At 37.2% G+C, this 26549-nt stretch carries 17 protein-coding genes, 1 tRNA gene and 9 pseudogenes; 16 read left to right on the forward strand and 11 right to left on the reverse strand.

Annotated elements, in window-relative coordinates; translation table 11 throughout:
• Nucleotides 1-42: 42 nt before the first annotated feature.
• On the forward strand, nt 43-657 hold the full coding sequence (locus tag L3081_RS18950; protein WP_476728558.1) for a DUF2238 domain-containing protein: 615 nt from the start codon (nt 43-45) through the stop codon (nt 655-657).
• On the opposite strand, the gene L3081_RS18955 is transcribed toward L3081_RS18950, so the two are convergent.
• Nucleotides 646-1605, reverse strand: coding sequence for a pseudouridine synthase family protein (locus tag L3081_RS18955; protein WP_242287765.1), 960 nt, complete (start codon nt 1603-1605; stop codon nt 646-648). The two genes, L3081_RS18950 and L3081_RS18955, sit on opposite strands and share 12 nt — an antisense overlap.
• 54 nt (nt 1606-1659) lie before the next feature.
• On the opposite strand from L3081_RS18955, the gene L3081_RS18960 reads away from it, so the two are divergent.
• The 3 genes from L3081_RS18960 (at nt 1660) to L3081_RS18970 (ending at nt 3061) form a co-directional block, all read left to right on the forward strand.
• Entirely contained in the window at nt 1660-2007 is a 348-nt protein-coding gene (locus L3081_RS18960) for a ribonuclease E inhibitor RraB (RefSeq protein ID WP_242287768.1), read from the forward strand.
• Between the two features lie 372 nt (nt 2008-2379).
• Entirely contained in the window at nt 2380-2673 is a 294-nt protein-coding gene (locus tag L3081_RS18965) for a helix-hairpin-helix domain-containing protein (RefSeq protein WP_242288214.1), read from the forward strand.
• A gap of 1 nt (nt 2674) precedes the next feature.
• Nucleotides 2675-3061: a VOC family protein gene (locus L3081_RS18970; protein ID WP_242287769.1), complete on the forward strand. Its 387-nt coding sequence runs from the start codon at nt 2675-2677 to the stop codon at nt 3059-3061.
• A 39-nt stretch (nt 3062-3100) separates the two neighbouring features.
• On the opposite strand, the pseudogene L3081_RS18975 reads toward L3081_RS18970, so the two are convergent.
• From L3081_RS18975 to aceK, 7 genes and pseudogenes are all read right to left on the reverse strand, one after another.
• Nucleotides 3101-3777: pseudogene (locus tag L3081_RS18975) on the reverse strand (nitroreductase family protein).
• A gap of 160 nt (nt 3778-3937) precedes the next feature.
• On the reverse strand, nt 3938-5698 hold the full coding sequence (argS, locus tag L3081_RS18980; protein ID WP_242287771.1) for an arginine--tRNA ligase: 1761 nt from the start codon (nt 5696-5698) through the stop codon (nt 3938-3940).
• A 168-nt stretch (nt 5699-5866) separates the two neighbouring features.
• Nucleotides 5867-7459: pseudogene (gene prfC, locus L3081_RS18985) on the reverse strand (peptide chain release factor 3).
• 156 nt (nt 7460-7615) lie between these two features.
• The gene (gene rimI, locus L3081_RS18990; protein WP_242287774.1) at nt 7616-8083 is read right to left on the reverse strand and encodes a ribosomal protein S18-alanine N-acetyltransferase; all 468 of its coding nucleotides are present in this window, start codon (nt 8081-8083) and stop codon (nt 7616-7618) included.
• A 41-nt stretch (nt 8084-8124) separates the two neighbouring features.
• On the reverse strand, nt 8125-8526 hold the full coding sequence (locus tag L3081_RS18995) for a hypothetical protein (RefSeq protein WP_242287775.1): 402 nt from the start codon (nt 8524-8526) through the stop codon (nt 8125-8127).
• Nucleotides 8527-8660: 134 nt separating this feature from the next.
• A tRNA-Trp gene (locus tag L3081_RS19000) sits at nt 8661-8737 on the reverse strand.
• Nucleotides 8738-8956: 219 nt separating this feature from the next.
• Nucleotides 8957-10692: pseudogene (aceK, locus tag L3081_RS19005) on the reverse strand (bifunctional isocitrate dehydrogenase kinase/phosphatase).
• A 255-nt stretch (nt 10693-10947) separates the two neighbouring features.
• Between aceK and queA the strand changes: the two are divergent.
• The 9 genes and pseudogenes from queA (at nt 10948) to L3081_RS19050 (ending at nt 21807) form a co-directional block, all read left to right on the forward strand.
• Nucleotides 10948-12002 (forward strand): annotated as a pseudogene (gene queA, locus L3081_RS19010) (tRNA preQ1(34) S-adenosylmethionine ribosyltransferase-isomerase QueA).
• 91 nt (nt 12003-12093) lie between these two features.
• Nucleotides 12094-13226, forward strand: a pseudogene (tgt, locus tag L3081_RS19015) (tRNA guanosine(34) transglycosylase Tgt).
• Nucleotides 13227-13284: 58 nt separating this feature from the next.
• A pseudogene (gene yajC / locus L3081_RS19020) lies at nt 13285-13621 on the forward strand (preprotein translocase subunit YajC).
• Nucleotides 13622-13944: 323 nt separating this feature from the next.
• Nucleotides 13945-15792 (forward strand): annotated as a pseudogene (secD, locus tag L3081_RS19025) (protein translocase subunit SecD).
• Nucleotides 15793-15814: 22 nt separating this feature from the next.
• A complete protein-coding gene (gene secF, locus L3081_RS19030; RefSeq protein WP_242287776.1) occupies nt 15815-16762 on the forward strand; it encodes a protein translocase subunit SecF in 948 nt (315 codons plus the stop codon).
• Nucleotides 16763-17044: 282 nt separating this feature from the next.
• A pseudogene (locus tag L3081_RS19035) lies at nt 17045-18389 on the forward strand (DEAD/DEAH box helicase).
• A gap of 234 nt (nt 18390-18623) precedes the next feature.
• Entirely contained in the window at nt 18624-19130 is a 507-nt protein-coding gene (locus L3081_RS19040; protein ID WP_242287777.1) for a hypothetical protein, read from the forward strand.
• A 14-nt stretch (nt 19131-19144) separates the two neighbouring features.
• Nucleotides 19145-19663 (forward strand): polysaccharide biosynthesis/export family protein, encoded by a 519-nt coding sequence (locus L3081_RS19045; protein ID WP_242287779.1) that lies wholly within the window; start codon nt 19145-19147, stop codon nt 19661-19663.
• Nucleotides 19660-21807 (forward strand): GumC family protein, encoded by a 2148-nt coding sequence (locus L3081_RS19050; RefSeq protein WP_242287781.1) that lies wholly within the window; start codon nt 19660-19662, stop codon nt 21805-21807. The genes L3081_RS19045 and L3081_RS19050 overlap by 4 nt, the downstream gene beginning before the upstream one ends.
• Nucleotides 21808-21817: 10 nt before the next feature.
• On the opposite strand, the gene L3081_RS19055 is transcribed toward L3081_RS19050, so the two are convergent.
• The 3 genes and pseudogenes from L3081_RS19055 to suhB all read right to left on the reverse strand — a co-directional run bounded on the left by L3081_RS19055 (nt 21818) and on the right by suhB (nt 23629).
• On the reverse strand, nt 21818-22150 hold the full coding sequence (locus tag L3081_RS19055) for a uroporphyrinogen-III C-methyltransferase (RefSeq protein WP_420839766.1): 333 nt from the start codon (nt 22148-22150) through the stop codon (nt 21818-21820).
• A 34-nt stretch (nt 22151-22184) separates the two neighbouring features.
• Nucleotides 22185-22637 carry a uroporphyrinogen-III C-methyltransferase gene (cobA, locus tag L3081_RS19060; RefSeq protein ID WP_242287783.1) on the reverse strand — a complete coding sequence of 151 codons (453 nt, stop codon included), beginning with the start codon at nt 22635-22637 and terminating at the stop codon, nt 22185-22187.
• Between the two features lie 191 nt (nt 22638-22828).
• Nucleotides 22829-23629: pseudogene (gene suhB, locus L3081_RS19065) on the reverse strand (inositol-1-monophosphatase).
• A gap of 346 nt (nt 23630-23975) precedes the next feature.
• Here suhB and trmJ point away from each other — a divergent pair.
• From trmJ to iscR, 3 genes are all read left to right on the forward strand, one after another.
• Nucleotides 23976-24818, forward strand: a complete 843-nt coding sequence (gene trmJ / locus L3081_RS19070; protein ID WP_420839769.1) for a tRNA (cytosine(32)/uridine(32)-2'-O)-methyltransferase TrmJ — start codon at nt 23976-23978, stop codon at nt 24816-24818.
• 27 nt (nt 24819-24845) lie between these two features.
• Complete coding sequence (gene cysE, locus L3081_RS19075; protein WP_242287786.1) at nt 24846-25700, forward strand: serine O-acetyltransferase; 855 nt, start codon at nt 24846-24848, stop codon at nt 25698-25700.
• A gap of 282 nt (nt 25701-25982) precedes the next feature.
• A complete protein-coding gene (gene iscR, locus L3081_RS19080) occupies nt 25983-26474 on the forward strand; it encodes a Fe-S cluster assembly transcriptional regulator IscR (RefSeq protein ID WP_242287788.1) in 492 nt (163 codons plus the stop codon).
• The last annotated feature ends 75 nt before the right edge of the window (nt 26475-26549 follow it).

A 26549-nucleotide genomic window follows, 5' to 3' on the forward strand; every position in this document is an offset into this window, starting at 1 on the left:
TAACTATGTTTTTAACTCTCTGGATGATGGTTTAAGGTAGATATTATTTTAAAATTTGTATGGGTTTCAATTTATTTAGCAGTACTTATATGGTCGGGTATTGCCCCTAAAGATACGTTTACGTGGTTTTTAGAGGTAATACCGATGATTGGTGCGGTTATTTTATTTTTCACTTACCAGTCATTTAGATTAACTCCCTTACTTTATTCCTTGGTTCTTTTTCATTGTGTTGTACTGATGGTTGGTGGGCATTATACCTACGCTGAAGTACCATTATTTGACACCATTAAAACGCTGTTTAATCTTGAGCGAAATAACTACGATAAAGTAGGGCATTTTGCCCAAGGTTTAGTACCTGCTATTATCGCTAGAGAAATATTAATACGCAAAAATATTGTCAATGGTAGGGCTTGGCTTAACGTATTTGTGGTATCTATTTGTTTAGCTTTTAGTGCTTTTTATGAACTGATTGAATGGTGGGTTGCTGTTTCTTCGGGAGAAGATGCAGAAGCCTTTTTAGGGACTCAAGGTTATGTTTGGGATACGCAGTCCGATATGGCTTTAGCTTTATTCGGTGCTATTTTTGCCATTGTATTTCTTGCTAAATATCATGATAAGCAGTTATTTTCATTATCTAAGCGGACTTTAGCTAAATAATTGTGGTTTAAGAGGGTTATCGAGTTCAAATTGTTTCTTTATTGCATTACCTTTATTCACAGATAATGGGCAAGTAAAGCTTAAGCTTACTGCACATAACTGTAGGTCTTTTGTTTCAGTTTCATCAGCAATACCATGCAGCCTATCACCCACAACAGGCAAGCCAATACTTGCGGCGTGAATGCGTATTTGATGCTTTCTACCGCTATCAATTTTAACATCGATAAGCGATTGATTTTTTTCTTGGTTATAGGCTAAACAAGTAAAAGTGCTGTGCGCTTTTTTACCGTCTATGTCAGTCGTGATCACTTGTGGTTGGTCATTTTTACTATGATCTCCATGCACAATAATCTGGTAATGCTTTTTAAGTGTATTGTTGTGTAGGGTACGATTTTCAAACATTGCCGTTAAGGCTCTAGCTGCTCTCTTACTGTGCGCTATGAGGATCAAGCCTGTGGCGGCTCGGTCTAATCGGTGTACAATAAATACAGGCCGTTCAGGCGTTAAATTCTGCTGAGCAAAACGAGCGATAGTGCAATGGTCGCTCCATTTTGAGCCTTGAGAAAGCATGCCATAAGGTTTGTACCAAACACTATACTCAGTTTCATCGCTGATTAACGTGGCCTCTAATACATTGTTTGAAAGTACGCTTTCATTATAGTAAAAGTGTAATTCATCATTAGGTTGTAATCTTTTTTTTACACGCCTTAACCGCTGTGTGCTTTTACCTCTTGTTAGCCATAATGCGCCTTTATTGATAGCTTGTTTCAGCTGAGCATTATTCAGGTTAGAGGCTGTACCTGCTAAGCTCTTGCTTAAAAAAGCAAATACCGTATTAGTATCATCATTGCTTGTCTGGTCAAATTTTACATGATGTTCAAAAATAGCGGTCATAGTGGTATAAATGTAGAGTAAAAAAACAGCGTCAAGTTTAACACTTTTACGCAACGGGTGTTATCAGGTAATATATAACTTTAATGATAAATGTTTACTGAGTGCGCTATGAGTCGAGATTTAACGCTTTACCCAAACGATCCTATTGGTGATTTTTTGTGGCAAATACATCAAACGGGTAAGGAATTAGATGAACCAAAGGAAGTAGAGTTTTCAGTTTTGTTTCCTACACAAGCATTAGCACTGCAATTTGGTCAGCTACTGCTAGAAAATAATCAAAAGCTTTCATTTACCCCTTTTGATGGCGATGAAGCGTATCCGTGGGAAATCACAGCTTACCCAGAAATGCCTTTGAACTATGAAAATATTAGTGCTTATCAGGAGCTATTAGAAACGAGTAGTGAACCTTTAAAAGGGAAATTTGACGGCTTTTACTGTTTATCACTGCAAACGTAAAAAAGGCATTGGGAAAATGATTGATATTAAACAGTTTGCGACACTACAAAAAACAAGTAAGCGTTCTTTTGCGGAGCAAAAGCAGTTGCTGAAAAAGTAATGGCAGGGCAAGAAGTACTTTGCACAACTTGCCAAAGAACCATTGTATTTATTAACGCCTAAGCAAGGCGCTATTACAAGTAATGAAAATTCAGGCATTCGTTGTAAAAAAGGCTGTACTGATATTCAGCTAGATTTCGTGTGATATATCGCTAGGATTTAACAATTGATAACTACGTTAATTTCAGTTAATTTCGGCGACAACTAAAAAAGCTAAGGAATAATTCCCATGTTAAATCAGAATCTATTCCTTTGAAAAATCTGTTTTCTCCTATGAACCCAACCAAAGTTAAACGTGATAATTTAAGCAAATTAACCGACTTACCGAATATCGGTAAAGCCGGCGCAAAGGATTTAAATTTACTTGGTATACATCAATCGGAGCAATTAGTTGGTAAATGCCCTTATGAAATGTACTATTCACTTTGTTTCGCAACAGGCGAAAGTCACGATCCCTGTGTTATTGATGTCTTTATTTCAATTACACGTTTTATGAACGGTGAAGAGCCATTACCTTGGTGGGAATACACACAAGAACGTAAAAATTTTCTAAGCGAAGGAAAATAACATGAAATTTGGCTATACAATTGTTTATGTCTCGTCAGTTACAAACACACTCCAATTTTACAAAAAAGCTTTTGGCTTTGAAACTCGTTTTCTCCATGAATCAGAACAATATGGTGAGTTAAACACAGGCGAAACAGTTTTAGCCTTTGCTTCTCATACCATGGGTGAAATGAATTTTGTTAACGGGTATCAAAAAACAGATAGCAGTGCTTCACCCTTGGGTATTGAATTGGCATTCGTGACCGAAGAAGTATTTGAGGCTTATTCAAAGGCTATATCTCTTGGTGCAACTTCAATTTCAGAGCCTATTATAAAACCTTGGGGTCAAACAGTTGCCTATGTACGGGACGCTGACGGTGTTATTGTTGAACTTTGTTCACCAATGTAACCAACGCGAATTGGTTCGCCAAAGGCTGTCATCCTATGGCTATAAAAATGTTGCTATGTCAGCTAATGATTTTTTCGTTTGAGCATGGGTTGGAATTGTAGCATTATCGGCAGGGTAACCCGCAATCAATAGCATATAAGCACGCTCATTTTCGCCTCGGTTGCACACTTTATTTAAGAACGACATGGGTTTTGGGGTATGAGTTAAGGTAACCTTGACCCGGCATTGTGCAAGGCATTAATTAAAAAGCCGGTAGCGATACCAACAGACTCATGTACGTAGTAGTTGGTGTTTTTATCGGCTTCATTGATACCGCCCTTTTTCTGACTAAAAATAGCAATCAACCATGGCGCATGTTCAAGGTAGGGTTTATTAGCATCGGTGCCGAGTTCTTTTAATGCTTCCAACCATTCTTCTCCTGCTCTACCATCATAAAAGCCACGCTCGTGGTGCTCTGCTTGTTCTCTAATTTGCTTCTTGATTTCAGGTGAACTTACTGCGACAAAGTGCCAAGGTTGATGGTTTGCTCCACTTGGCGCTGTTCCTGCTGCTTTCAAACAGTTTTCAATAATGGTTTTATCAACCGTTCTATTGCTAAAACTGCGAATGGAGTGACGACGTTTAATATCTTGATAGAATTTTTCTGAACGCGCTAGCATTTCGGATTCTGAGTATTCAATGTAATCGTTTAACGGTGAACAGTCATGTTGTTGCATAATTTACTTTGCTTTATTATTTTGATTTTAATTACTTTAACAGAGTTACACAGCATTTCAGGTAGAAGTTATTAAAAAAATACAAAAAAACCGACATGAAAATGTCGGTTTTTCTTTGCAGGTGTCTTTATCATGCACCTGAAGGTAAAGGTCGTGAAAACTACATGCGTTCCATGACTTCAATACCTAAAATATCTAAACCTTGTTTTAACGTTTGTGATATTAATTGGCATAAAACCAAACGTGATTCTTTCACTTCAACAGCAATACCTTCTTTTAGAATAGGGCAAGCCTCGTAAAAACTCATGTAAAGGCTCGCTAATTCGTATAAATAATTGCATAGCAAATTAGGGGTACATTCACTAATTACTGCATCTATAACATCTTCAAGCTGTAATAATTTTAAAGCTAGCGCTTTTTCTTGCGGCTCTACAATGTTAATTTGGGTTTGTAACTGCCCTACATTCGCTTTACTAAAAATACTTTGAATACGTGAATAAGCATATTGTAAATAAGGAGCAGTTGCGCCCTCAAAACTAAGCATGGTTTTCCGGCTGAAAATATAATCACTGGTACGGTTTTTTGATAAATCAGCAAACTTAACTGCACCAATGCCCACTTTTTTTGAGATATCAGTGAGATCGTCAGCACTTATATCAGGGTTCTTTTCTTTAATGAGTTCACTGGCACGTGCAATCGCTTCATCGAGTAATTCGGCCAATTTAATAGTGCCCCCAGTACGGGTTTTAAATGGTTTGCCATCATCACCCATCATCATGCCAAAGGGACAATGATCGTAACCAACATGTTCTGGTAAGAAACCGGCTTTACGGGCAACTATTTCAACCTGTTTAAAGTGAAGTGCTTGGCGCGCATCAGTAAAAATAATAATGCGATCGGCTTTTAACTTACCGCTACGGTAACGACAAGCAGATAGATCTGTGGTGGCATATAAAAAACCGCCGCCAGATTTTTGTACAATAAATACCGATGGCTCGCCATCTTTATTGGCCATTTCATCAATGAAAACTACTTTGGCACCTTGATCTTCCACGGCAATTTCACTTGCCATTAACTCATCAATAACTGTTGATAAATCATCGTTGTAGGCACTTTCACCCATAATATCTGAGCGCTTAAGTGAAACATTTAATTTATTATAAATTTCTTCGCTGTGAGCAATTGAAATATCAATAAACTGTTGCCATAGTTTGGCGCAATGCTCATCGCCACTTTGTAGTTTGACGACATCAGCACGTGCTCTGTCGGCAAAACCATCTTCATTATCAAAACGAATTTTAGCTTCACGATAAAAATTTTCTAAATCGGCAAGGGCGGTTTCAGCCACTTCATTACTTGCAAGTTTATCGCTTAAATGGGCTATTAACATGCCAAATTGCGTACCCCAGTCACCCATATGGTTTTGGCGAATAACTTTATCGCCTCTGAATTCTAAGGCTCGAACAACGGCATCACCAATAATGGTTGAGCGTAAATGACCCACATGCATTTCTTTAGCTAAATTGGGGGCACTGTAATCTACAACAACGGTTTGTTGCTTATCATCTTCAGTGCCACCACGTTGCGTTACACCAATATGTGTATCGTTAAGTATGTTATTAAGCTGAGTTGCAAGCCATGTTTGGCTTAAGTGAATATTAATAAAGCCAGGGCCGACAAGTTCTATGTTGTCAGCGATGCCATCTAAGGCTTTGCTTATAGAAAGTTGTTCAACCACTTTAGTTGCCAATTCGCGAGGATTAGTTTTTAATTTTTTTGCTGCCCCCATCACGCCATTGGCTTGGTAATCACCAAAATTTGCACGACTAGATATACTAACCGCCGGATTGGTGCCTTCAGGTAAACCTGCTGCTACCATTGCTGTGCTGACTTTTTCTGCAAGTATCTGTTTAATATTCATAATATTTAATCTTTTTTAGTCTGTTTCTTTTCCAATCAGTACTTGTTGTGCAAACTAGATTGGATTTTAGCAAAGCCGTCGAGCTTTTTCATAAAGAGCTTAGTTTACTAAGTGACGAAATGAAAAAGCGAAAACAATGCCGTAAAAATTCTATATAGAAAGTAAAAGTTAGTGTTCACGGGTTGAGTGAAACTCAATATCCGGATGACGCTCTTGTGCCAATGATAAATTCACCATTGTCGGGGCAATATAAGTTAAATTATCACCACCATCTAAAGCAAGGTTATCACCTGACCTTTTTCTTAAATTGCTCTAAAGTTCGCTCATCATCACAGGTACACCATCTTGCTGTGGCATAACACTAATAGGTTCATAAATAGCATCTACATTGTATTCAGTTTTTAGGCGTTGTACGACCACTTCAAATTGTAGTACCCCAACAGCACCAACAATCATATCGTTATTGATAAAGGGTCTAAATACTTGTACCGCACCTTCTTCTGATAATTGAATTAAGCCTTTTTGTAATTGTTTAGCTTTAAGCGGATCGCGCAGGCGTATTCGTCTAAACATTTCAGGAGCAAAGTTAGGAATACCACTAAACTTCATCATCTCTCCCGCAGTAAATGTATCACCAATTTGAATACTACCGTGGTTATGTAATCCTATAATGTCACCCAAAAAAGCTTCTTCAACATTCGCACGATCGCCGGCCATAAAGGTAACTGCATCGGCAATTTTAACGTCTTTACCTAGGCGGACTTGTTTCATTTTCATGCCTTTTTCATATTTACCAGAGCAAATACGCATAAAGGCAATGCGATCACGATGTTTTGGATCCATATTGGCTTGAATTTTAAAAACAAAACCAGAAAATTTTTCTTCCGTTGCAATAACTTCTCGCGTATCAGTTACGCGAGGTAAAGGTTTTGGAGCCCATTTAGTGAGGCCATCAAGCATGTGATCAACCCCAAAATTACCTAGTGCAGTGCCAAAAAATACTGGGGTTAATTCCCCTTTTAGAAATTCTTCAATATCAAATTCATGGGATGCGCCTACAACTAATTCAAGTTCTTCACGTAAGTCTTCTGCATAGTTGCCAATCGCCGTATCAAGTTCAGGATTGTTAATACCTTTGATAATACGTTTTTCTTGAATAGTATGGCCTTGACCTGATTTATATAAAAATATTTCGTCTGTTAAAATGTTGTAAACACCTTTAAATTCTTTACCCATACCTATTGGCCAAGTAATTGGTGCACATTTAATTTTTAATACGTCTTCAACTTCATCCATTACTTCCATTGGATCACGAACGTCGCGATCCATTTTATTCATGAAGGTAATGATTGGCGTATCACGTAAACGTGTAACTTCCATTAATTTTATAGTACGTGCTTCAACACCTTTAGCGACATCAATGACCATTAAACAAGAATCAACCGCTGTTAAAGTACGGTAAGTATCTTCAGAGAAATCTTCATGTCCAGGAGTGTCTAGTAAGTTAACTAAGCAGTTATTGTAAGGAAATTGCATAACGGAGGTGGTTATTGAAATACCACGTTCTTTCTCCATTTCCATCCAATCTGATTTTGCGTGTTGACCAGATTTTTTACCTTTTACTGTGCCTGCCTTTTGTAACGCTTGCCCGAATAATAATACTTTTTCGGTGATGGTCGTTTTACCTGCATCAGGATGAGAAATGATGGCAAAGGTTCTACGGATATCTACCGCTGCTGCCTGTAAGGTATTGACTGTCATTGATATTGCCTTGGTACACACAAAATGAAATCCAAATATAAATAATAATGGATTTTCGTTGTTTAAAAAATTGGGCGCATTGTAGCACAAATAAAAAAGCCGCATTAAGCGACTTTTTCTTTTAAATGCATTTTTTATAGGCTTTTTTCGGGATAACTAAATACTAAATGACATCACGATGGCATCTTCATAGCCAAAACCACTACTACTAGGGTAATAACCTGTTCGTCGGCTTATTTCAATAAACCCCGCGTTGATATACATCATTTGTGCGCTGATATTTTTAGCGCGTACTTCTAACCATATTTTCAAGGCACCTTTGGCTTTTGCTTGTTGAATAAACTGATTCAATAGTTTTTTCCCAAACCCATTGCCTTGTTCAGTAGGTTCAACGCAAATATCCATTAAAGTGGCTTCATCAATAACCAATTCGCCTACATAAAAGCCGATAATTTTCGGAGAATCGTTGGAATTATCGCAAAGTTTCTCACCAAAATAACGATTACCAATGCAACTAGTAAAGGTTTTTTCATTCCAAGGATGAGAATGGCAGGCGTTTTCTATAGGCATTAATATGTTTATGTCTACGTTAGAAATGGGGGTAAACTTTAAATAATTAGTCATAATTGGATGTAATTGCGGTTAAGTAACGGTTAATTTGTTTATTAGAGTAAGTTAGTGCTTATGGTTAGCCATAATTGTTTCTTCAAAGCAGGTGACTGGCTAATTAAGGAAATGCTAGGACTAAATAAAGTGTTATGTTTATACTGAATAGGAGATATATCATGAGGTTTATCAGTGAAATACCAATTAAACACCCCTAAATCAAGGTGATCTTTTTTAGCTGTTATCTCACCAATGGATACGCCACACGAAGACAATATATCGGTAAATAGGGTTTGTTTGGTCAAATCAGACAATGATAAGTTGTCTTGGGATGTATAGAGCGCTTCATGTTGTTCATTATGCAGGTTTGATTTGTCATCTTCAGTACTTACAATTTTGTGCTGCCATAGATTAATACCCATTTCAGTGAGTTGATCGTATTGTCTTTGATTAACTGGCATAAAATAGACTCATAAAAGGCTTAAGTGATTCCTGTTGAATACTGAATTTTTAGATAACTTAAATATAATGCCAGAATTAGTGGAAACTGAGAAGTAAACTTTGAAAAGGAAATACAGATAAACTAAGAAGAAAATGGCAGGGGTGGAGAGACTCGAACTCCCAACCATCGGTTTTGGAGACCGCTGTTCTACCAATTGGAACTACACCCCTGCAACGGATTCGAATTATACTGATGCACAGCCAAAGGTAAAGAACAAATTGTTAAAAACTATAAATATTTGGGTCGTTCGGCTATTTAATAGCCAAAATGCAATAACTAGCAACAAGATAATTAACAATTATAAGTATAGTAGCAAGCTTCAATCTCTAAGGTTATGTTATGAGTCTTAGAGACTGAAGCTTTATTTTCTCAATGTATTGTTTGATATGCTATTTCATTCGTTTACGCATTTCACAAAATCTAAATTTATCAGGGTAGGGATAAACATCTTCGTAGATGCCTTTAGCGACATTTTTCTGACATTGTTGCCAATAACTTGCGGTTAATAAATCTTCGTGATGAATTTTAAACGCTTTTAAATATTTGGGGTTTGCTAAAGCAAATGTGGCTAATTCTTCGGGAAACATATCACCAGGATCGACAGAATACCATGGCTCAGCAGCATAAATTTGCTCTTCAGTTACGGCTACTGGTTTTACTCTGAAGTTAACCTCGTTCATATAGGTAATTTCATCATAATCATAAAAAATAACGCGGTTGTGACGAGTAACCCCGAAGTTTTTTAACAACATATCACCAGGAAATATATTGGCAGAGATTAACTGCTTGATAGCTTGGCCATAGCCAAACATGGCTTCTTCTATCTCTTTGTCATTGGCTTTTGCTAAATATAAATTTAATGGCACCATGCGACGTTCTATATATAAATGCTCAATGATCAATAGATTATCTTCATAACGAATTAAAGACGGAGCAACTTTTTTTAATTCTTCTAGTAGTTCTTCGTTAAATCTATCTTTAGGAAATGCAACCTCGGAATATTCCATGGTATCGGCCATACGACCGACTCTGTCATGAAGTTTAACTAAATGATATTTAGCCTTAACATCAGCACGTGTCATGTTTTTGCTAGGTGAAAATTTATCTTTAATAATTTTAAAAACATAAGGGTAAGAAGGTAGTGTAAATACTGACATTACCATGCCTTTTATTCCGGGAGCTAACATCAATTTATCATCGCTGTTATCAAGGTGGTTTAGAAAATCTCGATAAAACTGGGTTTTTCCTTGCTTATGAAATCCGATAGCTGAGTATAAATCAGCTGTTGTTTTGTGAGGAATTAAGCGTTGCAAAAAGTTAACTAATGCATAGGGATGAATACAATCAACAAAAAAGTATGCACGAGCAAAGCCGAAAACAACCGCCATATCTTCACTGTTTGTGAGAAGGGCGTCAATGTATAAGCCACCCTTTTCATTGTTTAATACAGACACAATAAATGGTGTTATGCCGGCGGGGATATTACCCTACCAATTAAATATGCACCTTTATTGCGGTAAAAAGTAAAATTTAAAATATCAAACTGTAAATCTTCTACTTTAAATCGAGTTTTGTGAGCTTTACGGCGAAAAGCCCTAATTAATATATCTACGTCGCTATTAAGATCAACAAAGGGAACTGAGCTTTTATGCGCATTCATAATGTCAAAAATAGTTGACTTTAAGCCTTTTTTAGCAGGTTTATAACTGGTGTAAATGACTGGCGTCGGTCTATTGTCAAGTCGTTGAGCAGTACTTTCAACAAAAATATAATCATTGTGATAATACTTACGTTCAAATAGATGGCAAAAAACAGAATTATAGAATGTTTCGGCTAGTTCGGGTTGTTTATGCTCAGCAAGTAAGTTGATATATATTTTTTTAACTTGTAGCCATAAATCATCATCAAGAGACTCAATATGAAAATCTTGTTTGATGGTATTAAATGACTCTTCTACACGTTGTTCATAAAAAGTGGTTCTAGCTTTTGCCGCTTTTTGAACTTCTGCCCATTGGCATTGTTGGAAGCGTTGTTGGGCTGATTGTGTTATTTCAATGAAAAGGTGTATATGACGGTCAAAGCCGTTAATAATCGTTTTAGCTATAGCCAAGGCAAGTTCATTCATTTTCAATGCAACTATTGAGTAAAGTTTAAGAAAATCATACTTGAAAAAAACTATTTAAACAGGCTCTTTTAATTAATTATCGCTAAATAGTCACTATAATTAACAATTATGTTGTTGTGTATCAGTTTAGTACCGTATTAAGGTACTAATTAAAGGTAAAGTTTTTATTTAACTTGCTATCAAAGCTTCGGATCTCTAAAATTACGCGTTTTATTTTACCATTCACCTCAAGCAAGGCTTTCCTGAACTTTTATCATGCGTGTATCCGACTTTTCTTTTGATTTACCCAAAGAGCTGATTGCTCGTTTTCCTACGCCTGAGCGTACAAGTAGTCGATTAATGACGCTTAACGGTAATACAGGCGATATAGAAAACCTTGGCTTTACCGATATTCTTGCGCAATTAAAAGCAGGTGATTTATTAGTCTTTAATAATACCCGTGTTATCCCTGCCCGTATGTTTGGTCAAAAATCCAGTGGGGGTAGAATTGAAGTATTAGTTGAACGTTTAATCGATAAGAATACTGTTTTAGCTCATATTCGTGCGAGTAAGTCACCCAAAGTAGGTGCTGAATTATTATTAGAAGGGAAGGCAAAAGCAACCATGGTTGCTCGTCATGGCGCTTTGTTTGAGTTGAAATTTCATGGTGAACAGTCAGTATTATCAATACTTGATGATATAGGACATATGCCATTACCGCCGTATATTGATCGACCTGATGAAAATAGCGATCGTGAACGTTATCAAACAGTTTATAATGAAAAACCTGGCGCTGTTGCGGCACCAACAGCAGGATTGCACTTTGATGATGCCTTATTAGAAAAAATTCAAGCCAAAGGGGTTGAATTAGCTTTTGTTACATTACATGTAGGTGCGGGTACTTTTCAACCAGTAAAAGTTGATGAAATTGCTGACCATATTATGCACGCAGAGTATGTTGAGGTCTCAACTGAGGTTGTGGCGCAAATTAATAAAACTAAAGTCAATGGTGGCCGTATTATTGCGGTAGGAACAACGTCAGTTCGTTCATTAGAAAGTGCGGCTAAATCAGCGCAAACCCAAGGTACAGCCCTTACTGCTTTTTATGGTGATACAGATATTTTTATTACACCAGGTTATGAGTTTCAATTAGTGGATGCACTGTTAACGAATTTTCATTTATCTGAATCAACCTTATTAATCTTTTGGTCAGTGCCTTTGCAGGTTATGAGCATATTATGAAAGCGTATCAACAGGCCATTAGCGAAAAATATCGTTTTTTTAGTTACGGTGATGCGATGTTCCTCACAAAACAAAATAACACTAAATAACCTTGAGCTGATGCGGATACGTTTTAGCTTTTTTTGAATGCAACCATCAGCCTGTTTCGGTAGGTAGGAAATATTATTTATGAAAAAAAGAATGACATATGAGTTAATCAATACAGATGGCAAAGCACGTCGTGGTCGTTTAACGTTTGAACGAGGCATAGTAGAAACACCGCCTTTATGCCTGTAGGTACTTATGGCACAGTTAAAGGTATGAAATCTGAAGAAGTTGAAGAAACTGGTGCACAGATTATTTTAGGTAATACATTCCATCTAATGTTACGCCCAGGTACAGACATTATTGAACAACATGGTGGTCTACATGGGTTTATGAATTGGGATAAACCTATTTTAACTGATTCTGGTGGATTTCAAGTATTTAGCTTAGGAAAAATGCGTAAAATCACGGAAGAAGGAGTACGTTTTAGTTCACCAGTAAATGGTGAGAAAATTATGTTAACCCCTGAACGTTCAATGGAAGTACAACGTAGTTTAAATTCAGATGTTGTGATGATATTCGACGAGTGCACCCCTTATCCTGCGACACATAAAGAATCGAAAGATTCAATGGAGTTATCGTTACGTTGGGCACAGCGCTCAAAAGACGCGCACGGTGATAGTCCCAATGCCCTATTTGGAATTGTCCAAGGTGGTATGTTTGAAGACTTACGTGAAGTATCAATAAATGGTTTAAAAGCTATAGACTTCGATGGTTATGCTATTGGCGGGTTATCTGTTGGTGAACCAAAAGCAGACATGATCCGCATTTTAGATCACACAGCCCCCTTGATTCCTAAAAATAAGCCCCGATACTTGATGGGAGTAGGAAAACCTGAAGATTTAGTTGAAGGTGTTCGTCGCGGGATCGATATGTTTGATTGCGTCATGCCAACTCGAAATGCGAGAAATGGTCATTTATTTGTCAATACCGGCGTAATCAAAATTCGCAATGCCGGCAATAAAACAGATACTGGCCCTTTAGATGCAACGTGTGATTGTTATACTTGTAAAAATTACTCGCGGGCTTATTTGCATCATTTAGATAAATGTAAAGAAATTTTAGGTTCACAATTAAATACATTGCATAATTTGCATTTTTATCAAAAAGTCATGCAAGGTTTGCGTGACGCAATAGAGCAAGGTAAATTAGACGCCTTTGTAGAAGAGTTTTATGCCCTGCGGGGATTACCTGTACCGCCTTTGGCAAAAGGTAGCACGCAAGTTTAACTGTAGGTAGAATTTAATTCGGCCTACCAATTATAAAAAGAAGTAAGGAATAACAATTATGAGTTTATTTATAAGTACAGCGCATGCCGCAGCCGCTCCGCACCGCAGCCGGTGGTGGAATGGAAATGATGATAATGCTAGCGGTTTTTGGTTTGGTATTTTATTTTATGATTTACCGTCCACAAGCTAAACGCGTAAAAGAGCATAAAAGCTTGATGTCAGCTTTGTCAAAAGGTGATGAAGTACTAACGCAGGGCGGCATAGTGGGTAAAATTGTTAAAGTGTCTGATGAAAAAGATTTTATTGTCGTGAGTATTTCCGAAGGTACAGAAGTAACGGTGCAAAAAGGCGCAATAAACGCAGTACTTCCGAAAGGCACAATGAAAAGTTTGTAGCACTTAATCTCTTTGCTATTTAACACTGTAGCAGCATCGGAAATACTCATTGACTAGCGTCAACTCCGTGTTTCCTTTTTGCTACAGCGTTAACTAGCTTCGAGTTTAAACACTACATCGGCGGGTTAACTTATAAAATGTATTCGCGCTTAAACTAAAAACAGAAAATATTTTAATAACTGAATTAGTAGCTGTTTTGTTTGAGTTTTATTGAAATAAGTACAAGACGAAAGCGCGGTGTTGACGAATGTCAATGAGCACTTTCAACGCAGTAATTATAAAAATAAAGCACAAACACAATAGATACAAAAAAAGGACAGCTTGTGTTAAACAAATACCCTTTATGGAAAACACTGATGGTAGCGTTAATCGTTGCTTTAGGTGCGCTCTATGCCACACCTAACTTATATGGTGAAGATCCCGCCGTGCAAGTATCTGGTTTACGTGGTGTAGAAGCAAATGTTACCACCCTTGACGAAATTAAAGGGCATTTAAGTAATAGTAAAATTGATTACGCCAGTATCATTTTAGAGCAAGGACAAGTGTTAACACGCTTTAAGAATACTGAAGATCAGTTGAAAGCCCGTGATGTGCTCGATGATAGCTTAAGTGACAAATACTCGGTAGCCCTTAATTTAACGCCAGCAACTCCTGATTGGTTATCAGGTATTGGTGGTACACCAATGAAGTTAGGTTTAGATTTAAGTGGTGGTGTTAGCTTCTTAATGGAAGTGAACATGGCAGAGGCTATCAACAAAGCGAAAGATGGCATGGTTGGTGATTTTAGAGGTGACTTATTAAATGAAAAAATTCGTTATCGCAGTGTAAAAGAAGACGGTGACGCTATCGTTGTTAAGTTCCGTAAAATTGAAGACTTAGAACAAGGAGAGTCTTTACTGAAAAAACGCTACCGTGATTTGTTATTTACAACTGACGAAGATACGTTAACTTTTTCAGCTAAAATGACTGATGCCAAGTTAAAAGAAATTCGGGAATATGCTTTACAACAAAACATTACCATTATTCGTAACCGTGTGAATGAATTAGGTGTTGCTGAACCTTTAGTACAACGCCAAGGTAAGAAACATATTGTTATTGAATTACCCGGCGTTCAAGACACGGCAAAAGCGAAAGAAATTCTTAATGCCACTGCCACCATCGAGTTTCGTTTAGTTGATACGGAAGGTGATTTATCTGCGGCGCTAAATGGTCGAATTCCTCCAAGCTCAATCTTGTTAACAGATAAAGACGGCAAACCAACCTTATTGAAAAAACGCATTATGTTAACTGGTGATCATATCACCGATGCTAAATCAGGTTTTGATGAATATTCTCGTCCACAAGTAAATATTTCACTTGATAGTCTTGGTGGCAGTAAAATGTCTAATGGCACTAAAAGCAATATTGGTAAGCCAATGGCGACAGTGTTTATAGAATATAAACCAACCGACCGACGTGATCCTGAAGGGAATATTGTTTTCGAAAAAGTGCAAGAAGTTATTTCAGTTGCCACAATTCAAGCGCGCTTAGGTAAGAGTTTTAGAATCACAGGCGCGGCTCTCAAGCAGAAGCGCATAACTTAGCGTTATTACTGCGAGTCGGGTGCGTTGATTGCACCCATCACTATTGTTGAGGAACGTACTGTTGGACCAACACTAGGTGCTGAAAATGTTCAGTTAGGTTTTCAAGCTATTTTGATGGGCTTTGGCCTAGTTTTTCTCTTTATGATTATTTATTATCGCGCTTTTGGTGTGGTAGCAAATGTTGCCTTGGGCGCTAACCTAGTTCTAATTGTTGGTATTATGTCTTTGATTCCTGGCGCCACATTAACCTTACCGGGTATGGCGGGTATTGTATTAACTGTTGGTATGGCGGTTGATGCCAATGTATTGATATTTGAGCGTATTCGTGAAGAAATTCGCGAAGGAAAAACGATTCAACAAGCAATTCATCAAGGTTATGAAGCCGCTTTTTCAACCATTATTGATGCTAACATTACAACGCTAATTGCAGCTTTAATTTTATTCGCTGTAGGGACAGGGCCAGTAAAAGGTTTTGCAGTAACTTTATCTATCGGTATTATTACTTCAATTTTCACCTCAGTAGTTGGTTCAAGAACCATAGTTAATGCTATTTGGGGTGGAAAACGCCTTGAAAAGCTATCAATATAGTTAAGACGGGAATTTAAAAACAATGCAAATTTTACAATTAAAAGAAACCGTCAGTTTTATGAAGTATCGCAAAATTGCGATGGTCTTTAGTGCGCTGTTAATGCTTGCGTCAGTTGCTTCTCTCGTCGTCAATAAATTGAACTTCGGGCTAGACTTTACTGGCGGCACACTCATAGAAGTGGGTTTCGAACAAGCTGCTGATTTACAAAAATTACGTGAGCTGATGCAAAACAACAATCATGATGATGCCAAAGTTCAGTTTTATGGTAGTAGTCGTGATGTGGTCATTCGTCTTGGTTTACGAGGAGACGTGAAAGCAGAAATGTTGGGCAATGAAATCCTAACCATTCTTGAAACGGGAACAGGTCAAAAAGTCGACATGCGTCGTATCGAATTTGTTGGCGCGAGTGTTGGTGATGAATTAGCCGAGCAGGGCGGTTTAGCAATGTTAACAGCACTTATCTGTATTTTGATGTATGTTGCTTTTCGTTTTGAATGGCGCTTTGCTGTAGGTTCTGTTGTCGCATTATTTCACGATGTTTTGTTAACTTTAGGGCTTTTTTCCTTTCTACAACTAGAGTTTGACCTAACAGTACTTGCCGCTATTTTGGCTGTTATTGGTTACTCACTTAATGATACTATTGTTGTCTCTGATAGAATTCGCGAAAACTTTATGAAAATAAGGGATACGTTACCAGAAGATATCATTAACATATCATTGTCAGAAACATTAAGCCGAACTATTATCACGTCAATTACTACCTTATTAGTGTTAGCTGCATTATTTTTAAAAGGTGGCGTACTTATTCATGGTTTTGCGACAGCCTTATTATTTGGTGTTTTTGTTGGTACGTATTCGTCCATTTATGTTGCTTCATTAGTTGCATTAGCATTAGGGGTTTCAAGAGAAGATTTAATACCTGAAGTAATTGAAAAAGAAGGCGAAGATCAAGAACAGATGATGCCGTAATTATGGTATTATCAATCTAGTGAGACTTGCAAATCACAGGTGAATTGTTAGGAGCCGAACAGTCTTTTGTTCGGCTTTTTCCTTTCCGTTTCGATGTGTTTTTTTATGAACAAAGATATTTATTCGCTATACTTATACCAATTTAGATGGCCATACTGTATGCTGCACGGCCTTAACTGTCAGGTTACTTATAATCAGCAGAGGTTTGTTGTTCGTCACTTACCACTCGTCAGTCGTAACCCGTAATACCACCCCAAGAGATTTTTTATGAGCACCACTGTCATCCATTTTACCGATCTAGGTCTATCAGAACCACTACTTAAAGCGGTTCGAGATAAAGGCTATGACATTCCTTCACCAATACAAGCACAAGCTATCCCTGCTGTTCTTGCAGGTAGAGATGTGATGGCCGCAGCCCAAACAGGTACAGGAAAAACTCTTTGGTTTTACATTACCTTTATTAGAAAAGCTTTCTAAAGGCGGAACGGCTAAAAGTCGAGTTCAATCAAACAATGTTAGAGCATTAGTATTAACGCCAACAAGAGAGCTTGCCGCACAAGTGAGTGACAGCATTGCAACTTATGGTAAATATTTAGACTTACATTCTACCGTTGTTTTTGGTGGTGTTAAGATTAACCCGCAAATGCTTCGTCTTAGACAGGGTGTCGATGTATTAGTCGCCACTCCTGGACGTTTAATGGATTTATATAATCAAAATGCCGTTAAGTTTTCTCAGTTAGAAGTCTTTATTCTTGATGAAGCCGATCGAATGTTAGACATGGGTTTTATTCGCGATATTAAAAAAATCATTTCGGTATTACCCAAGCAACGTCAAAATCTACTTTTCTCAGCAACATTTTCGGCAGATATTCGCGCACTAGCGAAAGGCTTGGTCCATAATCCACTTGAAATTTCAGTAAATCCTGAAAATTCTACTGCGGAGAAAGTGACACAATGGTTAACCCCCGTGGATAAGAAACGTAAACCGACCGTATTAACACACCTCATTAAAGAAAATGCCTGGAAACAGGTACTCGTGTTTACAAAAACTAAACATGGGGCAAATAAGCTAACTAAATATTTAGAAGCAGAAGGATTAACTGCTGCAGCAATTCATGGTAATAAAAGTCAAGGTGCTCGCACTAAAGCACTTGCGTCTTTCAAAGATGGACGAGTACAAATTTTGGTTGCTACAGACATAGCGGCACGCGGTATTGATATTGACTTACTTCCGAATGTAGTCAATTTTGATTTACCTAATGTACCAGAAGATTATGTTCATCGCATTGGACGTACTGCTCGTGCAGGTAATACTGGGCAAGCCGTTTCATTAGTTTGTGCTGATGAACTAAACTTGTTGTGGGATATTGAACATGTTATTCAACAACATATTGATCGTAAAATGCTAGAGAATTTCATCCCAGTAAATGCACTAGGGGAGTCAAGAGCCATTAGGCCAATAAAAGCCAAAAAACCCCAAAAGGTTAAAGTAGGCGGCCAAGGAAAAGTTGACCATAAGGATGGACAACGTCCGGCGGCAAAACGTACAGGTGTAAATAATTCGAAACCAAAGCGTGCCAAAGGTAAACCTGCTGTAGCAAATGGACAAAGAAATAAGGCTAGTTAGGCTGAATTCGGTTGAAAGAATTTTCAAATATTTATTAAGCCAATTTCAAGTTAATTAAACAATTGATTTTATTTTGAATAGAAAAATCGCTTTCAAGTTGGTTTTCCGTTAATATTATGTTTCTTTATGTAAAAAATATTTTTTGATATAAAGAAACATAATAACAATAAACGAAAAATAATAATAATAATGCGATTTTTACTCTCAGTAGTAGCCTTTGTAGGCTGCTCTTTAATGCTTTTCTCTGTAGCCGTTTATGGTGCTGTCAGCAATATAAATGGTGCGTCTCCTTTTTCGGAAGGTAACTTTTTCTCGACTAAAATAACAAATGAACTTGACCAAATAGATAACTATTTGCGTCATTATGAAAATCGACAAGAGACTCGTTTTCTTAAAGCATACCCCCAGTTATTTTTGCAAACCCAAGGCTCTGACAATTTATGTCAACTTCAAGCTAAAGCGAGGGATTCTTCTTTAGATAAGTTTTCTAGTGACGATTATTATGATTTACACGATATACTCGTTTTTACGTTTTATTCAAAATTTGCCTATGACGATTTAGTTGATAGAACTAGGTCGATGGAAGAAAAGCACGTTGGAATCAAACTAGGCTTAGCCTATAAAAGGCGTGATTGGCTATCGAACTATGCAAGATTTAATTATAGCACTTTCGATATTACTCAGTTAATGCATGATTATGATCTGCAAGCTTTTTCTGCAGACGTAGTTGGAAACTTTTAGTTGAGATAACATTTATGCGTTTATTAGCTTTATTGTTTTTTTTATTGTACAGTAATTCGTCAATTGTCGCTGCAGGTGATTATTTACTTGGTGCAGGCGATAGTATAGAAATTGTTGTTTATGGTGAAAAGGATCTAACAACTAAAGTAAAAATAGGGCGGTCTGGCTTGGTCTCTTTTCCTTTTTTAGAGCCAATAAGTGTACTTGGATTGTCTGTAACTGAGGTAAAAAATAAAATTTATACAGGTTTGTTGGGCGATTATTTAATTAACCCACAAGTGGCTGTTTCAATTGTAGAATACAGACCTTTTTTCATTCACGGTGAAGTGGTGAAGCCTGGCGGGTTTCCATACCAAGAGGATTTACGTTTAGATAAAGCCATTGCCCTTGCGGGTGGTTTAACAAATAGAGCATCAAAAGAAGATTGGATAATAACAAGGACTGTTCAAGGGACGACAGTGACAATAGAAGCAAGTATTGCCACGCTCATACAACCAGATGATATAATAAAAATTGAGCAAAGTTTTTTTTGAATAATCAAAGTTTAGATAAACATAATAATGAAGATGGCTTAGGCTTAGATGAACTCTTTAAGCCGGTCTTTCAACGACTTTGGAAAATATTTTTATTATCTTTTGTTATCACTGCGCTTGTATTTGTCTACTTATCTTTATTAAAACCCTCATATCAGGCAACCGCGACGTTACAGATTGGCAGCACCAAACCTAGTGCTACGTTAACTATTAAAGATGCTTTTAAAGAATCTAATGTCAGTTCTGTACAAATTGAAACTCAGTTTGAATTATTAAAATCAAGAAAATTCGCTGCTCGTGTGATTGAAAAGCTAAACTTGCTCGATAGCGATGAGTTTATTGAAAACAAGTTTAGAGATAGTGTCGGTTTCTTAAATAGTGATCATAGTAATAAGACGATCTTACTAGAAAGTGCAATCTCAACTTTTCAGCAGCGCTTGCTTATCAAACCTTTAGCAAAAACCGAATTAGTTAAAATTTCTTATACATCTAATAGTCCTGAGCGAGCTAAAAAAATAGCTAATCAGATAGGAGAAACCTATCTTGAGTATCAAAACGATATTTATCTTTCCTCACAAGAAAATACTTCTACATGGTTAATTGAACAACTTACCGGTCTGGAATTGAAACTGCAAGCTTCAGAACGTAGTCTGCAAAAATTCAGAGAAGATGAAAATATTGTTGATATAAAAAGTGTTGTGGGACTTGTTGATGGAGAATTGACAGAGTTAACTTCATCATTACTCAGAATAACGCGAACACATGATGACTTAAAAATTACTTATCAATATATTATTGAAAATCAAGCTGCCCCCTCTAAATTGGTTGAATTAAACGAAATTAGCAATAATAACGCTTTTATAAAACTTCGCAGTATTGAGGATGCGATTGAGCAAAAGAAGCACGAATTATCAAGACGTTATGGTCCAAAACATCCTAAAATTATCGCCATCCAAGCAGAGCTAGATGCAGTAAAAGAAAGAATACAGAATAAGGCTGTCACGTTAAGTCAGTCTATTGTTGAGGAATATTCAATTCTTAAAGAAAAAGTAAAAGCAACTCAGAATCGATTAAAAGAGGCGAAGGCCAATTATTTAAGGTTAAGCCGCCTAGATAACCAATTTTCTCAATTGCAAAGAGAAGTTAGAACCAATAAAGAATTATATAACTCGTACTTAATACGTTTTAAAGAAGCGGATGCCATGGGTAATTATAAAGCTAATCTCTATGTTAGATTTATTGACCGAGCAACAACGCCTAAAACCGCCATTGCGCCCAGAAAAAAACTCACATTACTCATCGCTTTTATATTGTCTTTGATGGTGCTTGTTGTCATTGTTATTATACGTGATTTTTTAAGAGATACTCTAAGCTCACAGTATAAACAGGCTAACTTTACCGAAGCTAATATTATCGCTATTTTACCGATATTTAAAGTTGATAAAAAGCAGGCAGGTCTTTTTGGTAATGATCTTAGTTTTGCCGAATCAGTCAACGCGCTTAGATCGTCAATATTGTATCATCGGGTCAGAAAAGCGCCTAAAATTTTAGCCGTGACATCTTCGAGCTCAAGCGAAGGAAAATCCACGGTTGCATCTTATTTAGCTCGATCTTTTGGTGAAATGGAAAAAGTACTATTAATCGAAGCTGATTTGAGGTTGCCCACCTTAGCAAAAAAAATGAATTTAAGTGTTCATCGACCCGGTTTGTCAAATTTATTAGCGGACACTCATTCAATTGAACAATGTATCATTAGAGGTGTAGATCGTAAATTAGATCTGTTGACGTCTGGAATAACTCCTGCAAACCCATTGGTTTTTCTATCAATGAAGCGATTTGAGCTATTATTGAAATATTTTGGAAATCACTATGATCGTATCATTATAGAAACGCCACCGATTAACATAGTGAGTGATGCCCTAGTCATTTCAAAATTAGTTGAAAGCGTACTTTATGTTGTTGATGAGAATAAGACCAAACGAGAACAAATTAGGCAAGGTTTAAAGTTATTAAAACAGGTTAATGCAAATATCGAAGGTATTGTTATTAATCAAAGTAGAGTGAAAAGTACTGAGCGTTACCGAGAGAAGTATTATAAAGGCGCTAACAAGTATGTGAAAATGCAAAAGTTTAAGCGCGCTTAAATCCATTTCTTTATTTGTTATCAATAGGGCTTAAATAACCTAAATTTTTCAATTGTGAATCAGCAAATGTATCAACTACATTGCCAATAACAATTAAACTAGGTGGTTTAATGTGATGCAATATGACCAAGCTTTCTAATGTCTCTATTGTTCCTTTTATGACTTGTTGATTAGCATGTGTTCCTTTGCGAATTAATGCAGCAGGCGTGCTCATAGCGCGTCCGACCTTGACTAATTGTTGGGTAATTATAGGTAAACTTTTTATCCCCATATAAAATACGACGGTTTGCTCTTCGTCATTTAGTGTTTGCCAAGGTAAATCAAGGGCACCATTATCTTGCACATTTCCGGTAATAAAGGTGCAACTACGTGCTACTTTACGATGTGTTAATGGAATACCAAAGATAAGCTGTGCAAGCTGAAGCAGCTGTTATACCAGGCACAATGTGACAGGCAATACCATGGTCTAATAAAAATTGAGCCTCTTCTCCTCCGCGTCCAAACACAAAGGGATCGCCGCCCTTTAATCGTAAAACTTTTTTATTCAGTTTAGCGTAATCGACTAAATGTTGGTTTATCTCATCTTGCGGTACACGGTGGTTTGCTTGTTTTTTGCCAACATAAAGTTTTTCACAATTAGTTGGCAATAATGCCATTATTTCTTCGCTTACTAGCCGATCATAAACAACAACTTCGGCTTGTTGAATGAAGCGATATGCCTGCAAAGTTAGTAAATCCGGATCGCCAGGGCCTGCACCTACTAAGGCAACCTCCCCATATTTAAAGGACTGTTTGTGTTGAGGTGGTATATAGTGAGATGAAAAAGTCATTGTTACTCAGGCATGGGTTAAGATTGATATTACTGGTATTATTAAAGCAAAAAAAGCGCCAAAAGGCGCTTTTTTTAAAATATAACTTATTCTTTGTTGAACTAAAATATAAAAGTAACAAGCCAAGAGTTTTTACAGCAAAACCCTAAACCCGCTTAATTTCGCTTAATTCAAAGAAATCACGTTATAAATTATTTATTTAATGCATCACCTAAAAAAGGACGAATTTCTTTTAAAATTTCTTTTTGCAAACGCGTATTGCTAGCAACAATATTACCCGATGTTGCGTGATTATGACCACCAAAGCAAAATCTGTCACTAAACCACCGCCTTCAACTATTAATAGTTCACCGGCTGTATCCCAAGGTTTTAAGCCAATTTCAAAAAAACCATCTACACGACCCGGCAACATAGGCTAGATCAAGGGCAGCTGAGCCGGCGCGGCGCATATCTGATGTTTTTTGAAATAAAGCAGAAAACATAGCCATATAAGCATTCGTGTGTTGTCTATGTTTAAAAGGAAAGCCTGTCGCTAATACAGTGCCAGAAAGCTCTTTATGTGCTTTTACACGGATGCGCATGCCATTTAATTGTGCACCTTTACCACGGCTAGCGGTGAATAGCTCACCACGAATTGGGTCAAATATGACTGCTTGGTCGATTTTTCCTTTAACTTTCAGCGCAATAGATACGGCAAAGTGAGGAATACCTTTAATGAAATTTGTTGTACCATCTAGTGGATCAATAATCCACTGATAATCATCGTCTGAGCCAGTAGATAAACCAAACTCTTCACCAATAATGGTATGAGTCGGGTAAGATTTACGAATAGTTTCAATAATTGTCTCTTCGGCTGCTTTATCAACACTAGTGACGAAGTCGTTAGAACCTTTTGATTCTACTTCGACTTTTTCAAGTTGCTCAAAAGAGCGAATAATAACTTTTCCTGCATTGCGCGCAGCGCGCACGGCAATATTTAGCATGGGATGCATAATAATGTACCTATTTGTAAATGGCTTTTAAAAGAACGAGTAGCTAGTAAATTACCAGTGAGTATTTGCTTTGTTAAGCTTTGAATACACCTTGTATAATTTAAGCGCGCGGATTATAGCAAACATGGATGTTTTTAGCGAGCGAGATATTAAATAAAATTGTTCACTAAATAGCCGTTACTCTTTTATATAGAAAAACAAACTAAGTTAAGCAAACTTGGTTTATTGATTTTACGTGCTTTTTATTAGGCACAGCAGTATTCTTCTATGTTAGGATCACAGGCATATAAATGAGGAGTTACGAAGAAGTAACTCAAAGATAACGCTAAGTATGAGCAAAAGTAACATGTCAGATCCGAAGTCACATTCACAGAAAAATAATTTATTAGATCAAGTACGTATTGTACTGGTTAATACCTCTGATTGCCGAAATATTGGTAGTGCGGCACGAGCAATGAAAACGATGGGCTTAAGTCAATTAATATTAGTTGATCCAATCGAAATGCCAAATGGCCAGGCTCAAGCCCTCGCGGCAGGGGCAACAGATGTACTAGCGAATGCAAAAGTGGTTAGCACGCTGAGTGAAGCCATTGAAGATTGTGGTTTAGTGGTGGGTACAAGTGCACGTTCACGCACACTACCTTGGCCTATGCTCGAACCACGTGGCTGCGGTGAAAAGTTAATAGTAGAAGCGTGTGAATATCCTGTTGCATTAGTCTTTGGCCGTGAAAGTAGCGGATTAACTAATGATGAGCTGCAACTATGTCATTTTCATGTACAGATACCTGCTAACCCAGAATACAGTTCATTGAATTTAGCCATGGCGGTGCAAACACTGAGTTACGAAGTTCGTACGAGTTATTTGTTATCTATTGATAACCAACAACAAGAGCGAAGCACAGGTAATGGTCAATATATAGGCAAGAAGATAAACGCGAAAAGTGAAGATGATGAAGTTTACCCGGTAACGGAAGAAACAGAACGTTTTTATCAACATTTTGAAAATGCACTAATCTCTACCGGTTTTATTGTTGATAGTCACCCTGGTTTAGTGATGACTAAGTTGAGACGCTTATTTAATCGTGCTCGTCCTGATGTAAAAGAAGTAAAAATGATGCGTGGCATTCTTGCATCAATTGAAAGGGCGTCTATTGAAAAAGCCCCAACAGAAAAAACTTCAGATAAATAAACAAAAATGTAAAGGAAAGGAAAGACTATGTTCGACCGCATGAAAGAAGACATTAACAGTGTTTTTGACAGAGACCCTGCAGCACGTACAACATTTGAAGTGTTGCTTAATTACCCTGGGTTGCATGCTATTTGGATACACCGTCTTAGTCATCGATTATGGCGTGCAAATTGGAAATTATTAGCGAGAGTATTATCCACTTTTTCTCGATGGTTAACTGGTGTGGAAATTCATCCAGGTGCGAAACTTGGTCGTCGCTTCTTTATTGATCATGGTATGGGTGTTGTTATAGGAGAAACGTCTGAAATAGGTGACGATGTCACCTTGTATCATGGTGTTACACTCGGTGGTACAAGCGGAATCTTTGGTAAACGTCACCCAACGCTAGAAGATAATGTTGTTATTGGTGCAGGGGCACAAGTGCTTGGCCCTATTACGATAGGGAAAGGCGGGAAAGTTGGCTCTAATTCTGTTGTGGTAAAAGATTTACCTGAAAATGCAACGGCAGTGGGGATTCCTGCACGTATAGTGAATAGTAATAAAAATGCTAACTCCTTATTAGACAGTGAACTAAACGAAAAACTTAATGGTCATTTAGACAAAGAATCTCGTGATGAAGCAGCAAGAAAATTTGGTTTTGATGCTTATGCTGTGTCTGCCGATAGTCCCGATCCTGTTGCAAAAGCAATCGGTCGTTTGTTAGATCACATGCATTTAATGGATGCGCGTGTATCTTCACTTTGCAAAGAAGTGAATCAACTTGGGGGGAATATTTGCCCTAAAGATTTGCCTGAGTTGAAAGTGGGTGAGTTTGTTGAAGATGAAAAAGCAGCGGCGAAACGAAGACAAACGAAGGTTGAAAGTTTTGATCCTGAAATATAAAGGCTAATCACTCTTTAGATTTAGCGATGTAATTAACCCATTAATAGCACAAAAAACTACTAACATAAATTCAGTATAAGCAATAGTTGATTAAAATAGTCAAGTATTGCTTTCTCATTTACTTTTCTTAGTGTAAAATACTTGACTATATTACTCAGGTATATATTTGACTATTTTATAGGGTTATGTAAAATTGCGCGCAATTAATTGTCACGCACTGCTTACAACTAAAAAAATTGTTAATAATGCCTGTCATTAAAATAGATCATATAGGCGCAAATTATGAAATTAACCTCTAAAGGTCGATATGCTGTAACTGCAATGCTTGATGTTACTATGCATGCTGCACACGGACCAGTTTCATTAGCTGATATTTCAGAGCGACAAGCGATTTCTCTGTCATATCTAGAGCAATTATTTTCTAAATTACGTAAGCACGGTTTAGTCATAAGTGTACGCGGACCAGGTGGTGGTTATCGTTTAGGACGATGTTCAGCACAAATTGCTATTGCTGACGTTATCAGTGCTGTTAACGAAAGTGTTGACGCTACAAAATGTCATGGAAAAGGCAATTGTCAAGGAGGGGAGCAATGTTTAACACACTCCCTTTGGGATGGTTTAAGCAGGCGTATTGAAGAATTCTTACAAAGTATTTCTTTGGCAGAGCTTGTGGCTAAAAATGATGTACAAACCGTTTCTAAACGACAGGATGATATTTACATATCCGTAAATAAAGCGCCATCGTTAGAAACGATTATCCCCATTAACTTATAATGTAATCACGTTAATAGTAATCATAGATTGTTATTAACTTAATACCAGATAACTCGTACAAGTGGAGAAAGAAAG

The sequence above is a fragment of the Colwellia maritima genome, from assembly GCF_022669015.1.
Taxonomy (GTDB): domain Bacteria; phylum Pseudomonadota; class Gammaproteobacteria; order Enterobacterales; family Alteromonadaceae; genus Colwellia; species Colwellia maritima.

Bases quoted from the DNA above. Each gene is read 5' to 3' on its own strand.
- L3081_RS18970 (WP_242287769.1), top strand. From the start codon at position 2,675: ATGAAATTTGGCTATACAATTGTTTATGTCTCGTCAGTTACAAACACA.
- trmJ (WP_420839769.1), top strand. From the start codon at position 23,976: ATGTCAGATCCGAAGTCACATTCACAGAAAAATAATTTATTAGATCAA.
- cobA (WP_242287783.1), bottom strand. From the start codon at position 22,637: ATGACTTTTTCATCTCACTATATACCACCTCAACACAAACAGTCCTTT.
- L3081_RS18995 (WP_242287775.1), bottom strand. From the start codon at position 8,526: ATGCCAGTTAATCAAAGACAATACGATCAACTCACTGAAATGGGTATT.
- L3081_RS18965 (WP_242288214.1), top strand. From the start codon at position 2,380: ATGAACCCAACCAAAGTTAAACGTGATAATTTAAGCAAATTAACCGAC.
- L3081_RS19045 (WP_242287779.1), top strand. From the start codon at position 19,145: ATGCGTTTATTAGCTTTATTGTTTTTTTTATTGTACAGTAATTCGTCA.
- rimI (WP_242287774.1), bottom strand. From the start codon at position 8,083: ATGACTAATTATTTAAAGTTTACCCCCATTTCTAACGTAGACATAAAC.
- L3081_RS18960 (WP_242287768.1), top strand. From the start codon at position 1,660: ATGAGTCGAGATTTAACGCTTTACCCAAACGATCCTATTGGTGATTTT.
- cysE (WP_242287786.1), top strand. From the start codon at position 24,846: ATGTTCGACCGCATGAAAGAAGACATTAACAGTGTTTTTGACAGAGAC.
- argS (WP_242287771.1), bottom strand. From the start codon at position 5,698: ATGAATATTAAACAGATACTTGCAGAAAAAGTCAGCACAGCAATGGTA.
- iscR (WP_242287788.1), top strand. From the start codon at position 25,983: ATGAAATTAACCTCTAAAGGTCGATATGCTGTAACTGCAATGCTTGAT.
- secF (WP_242287776.1), top strand. From the start codon at position 15,815: ATGCAAATTTTACAATTAAAAGAAACCGTCAGTTTTATGAAGTATCGC.
- L3081_RS19040 (WP_242287777.1), top strand. From the start codon at position 18,624: ATGCTTTTCTCTGTAGCCGTTTATGGTGCTGTCAGCAATATAAATGGT.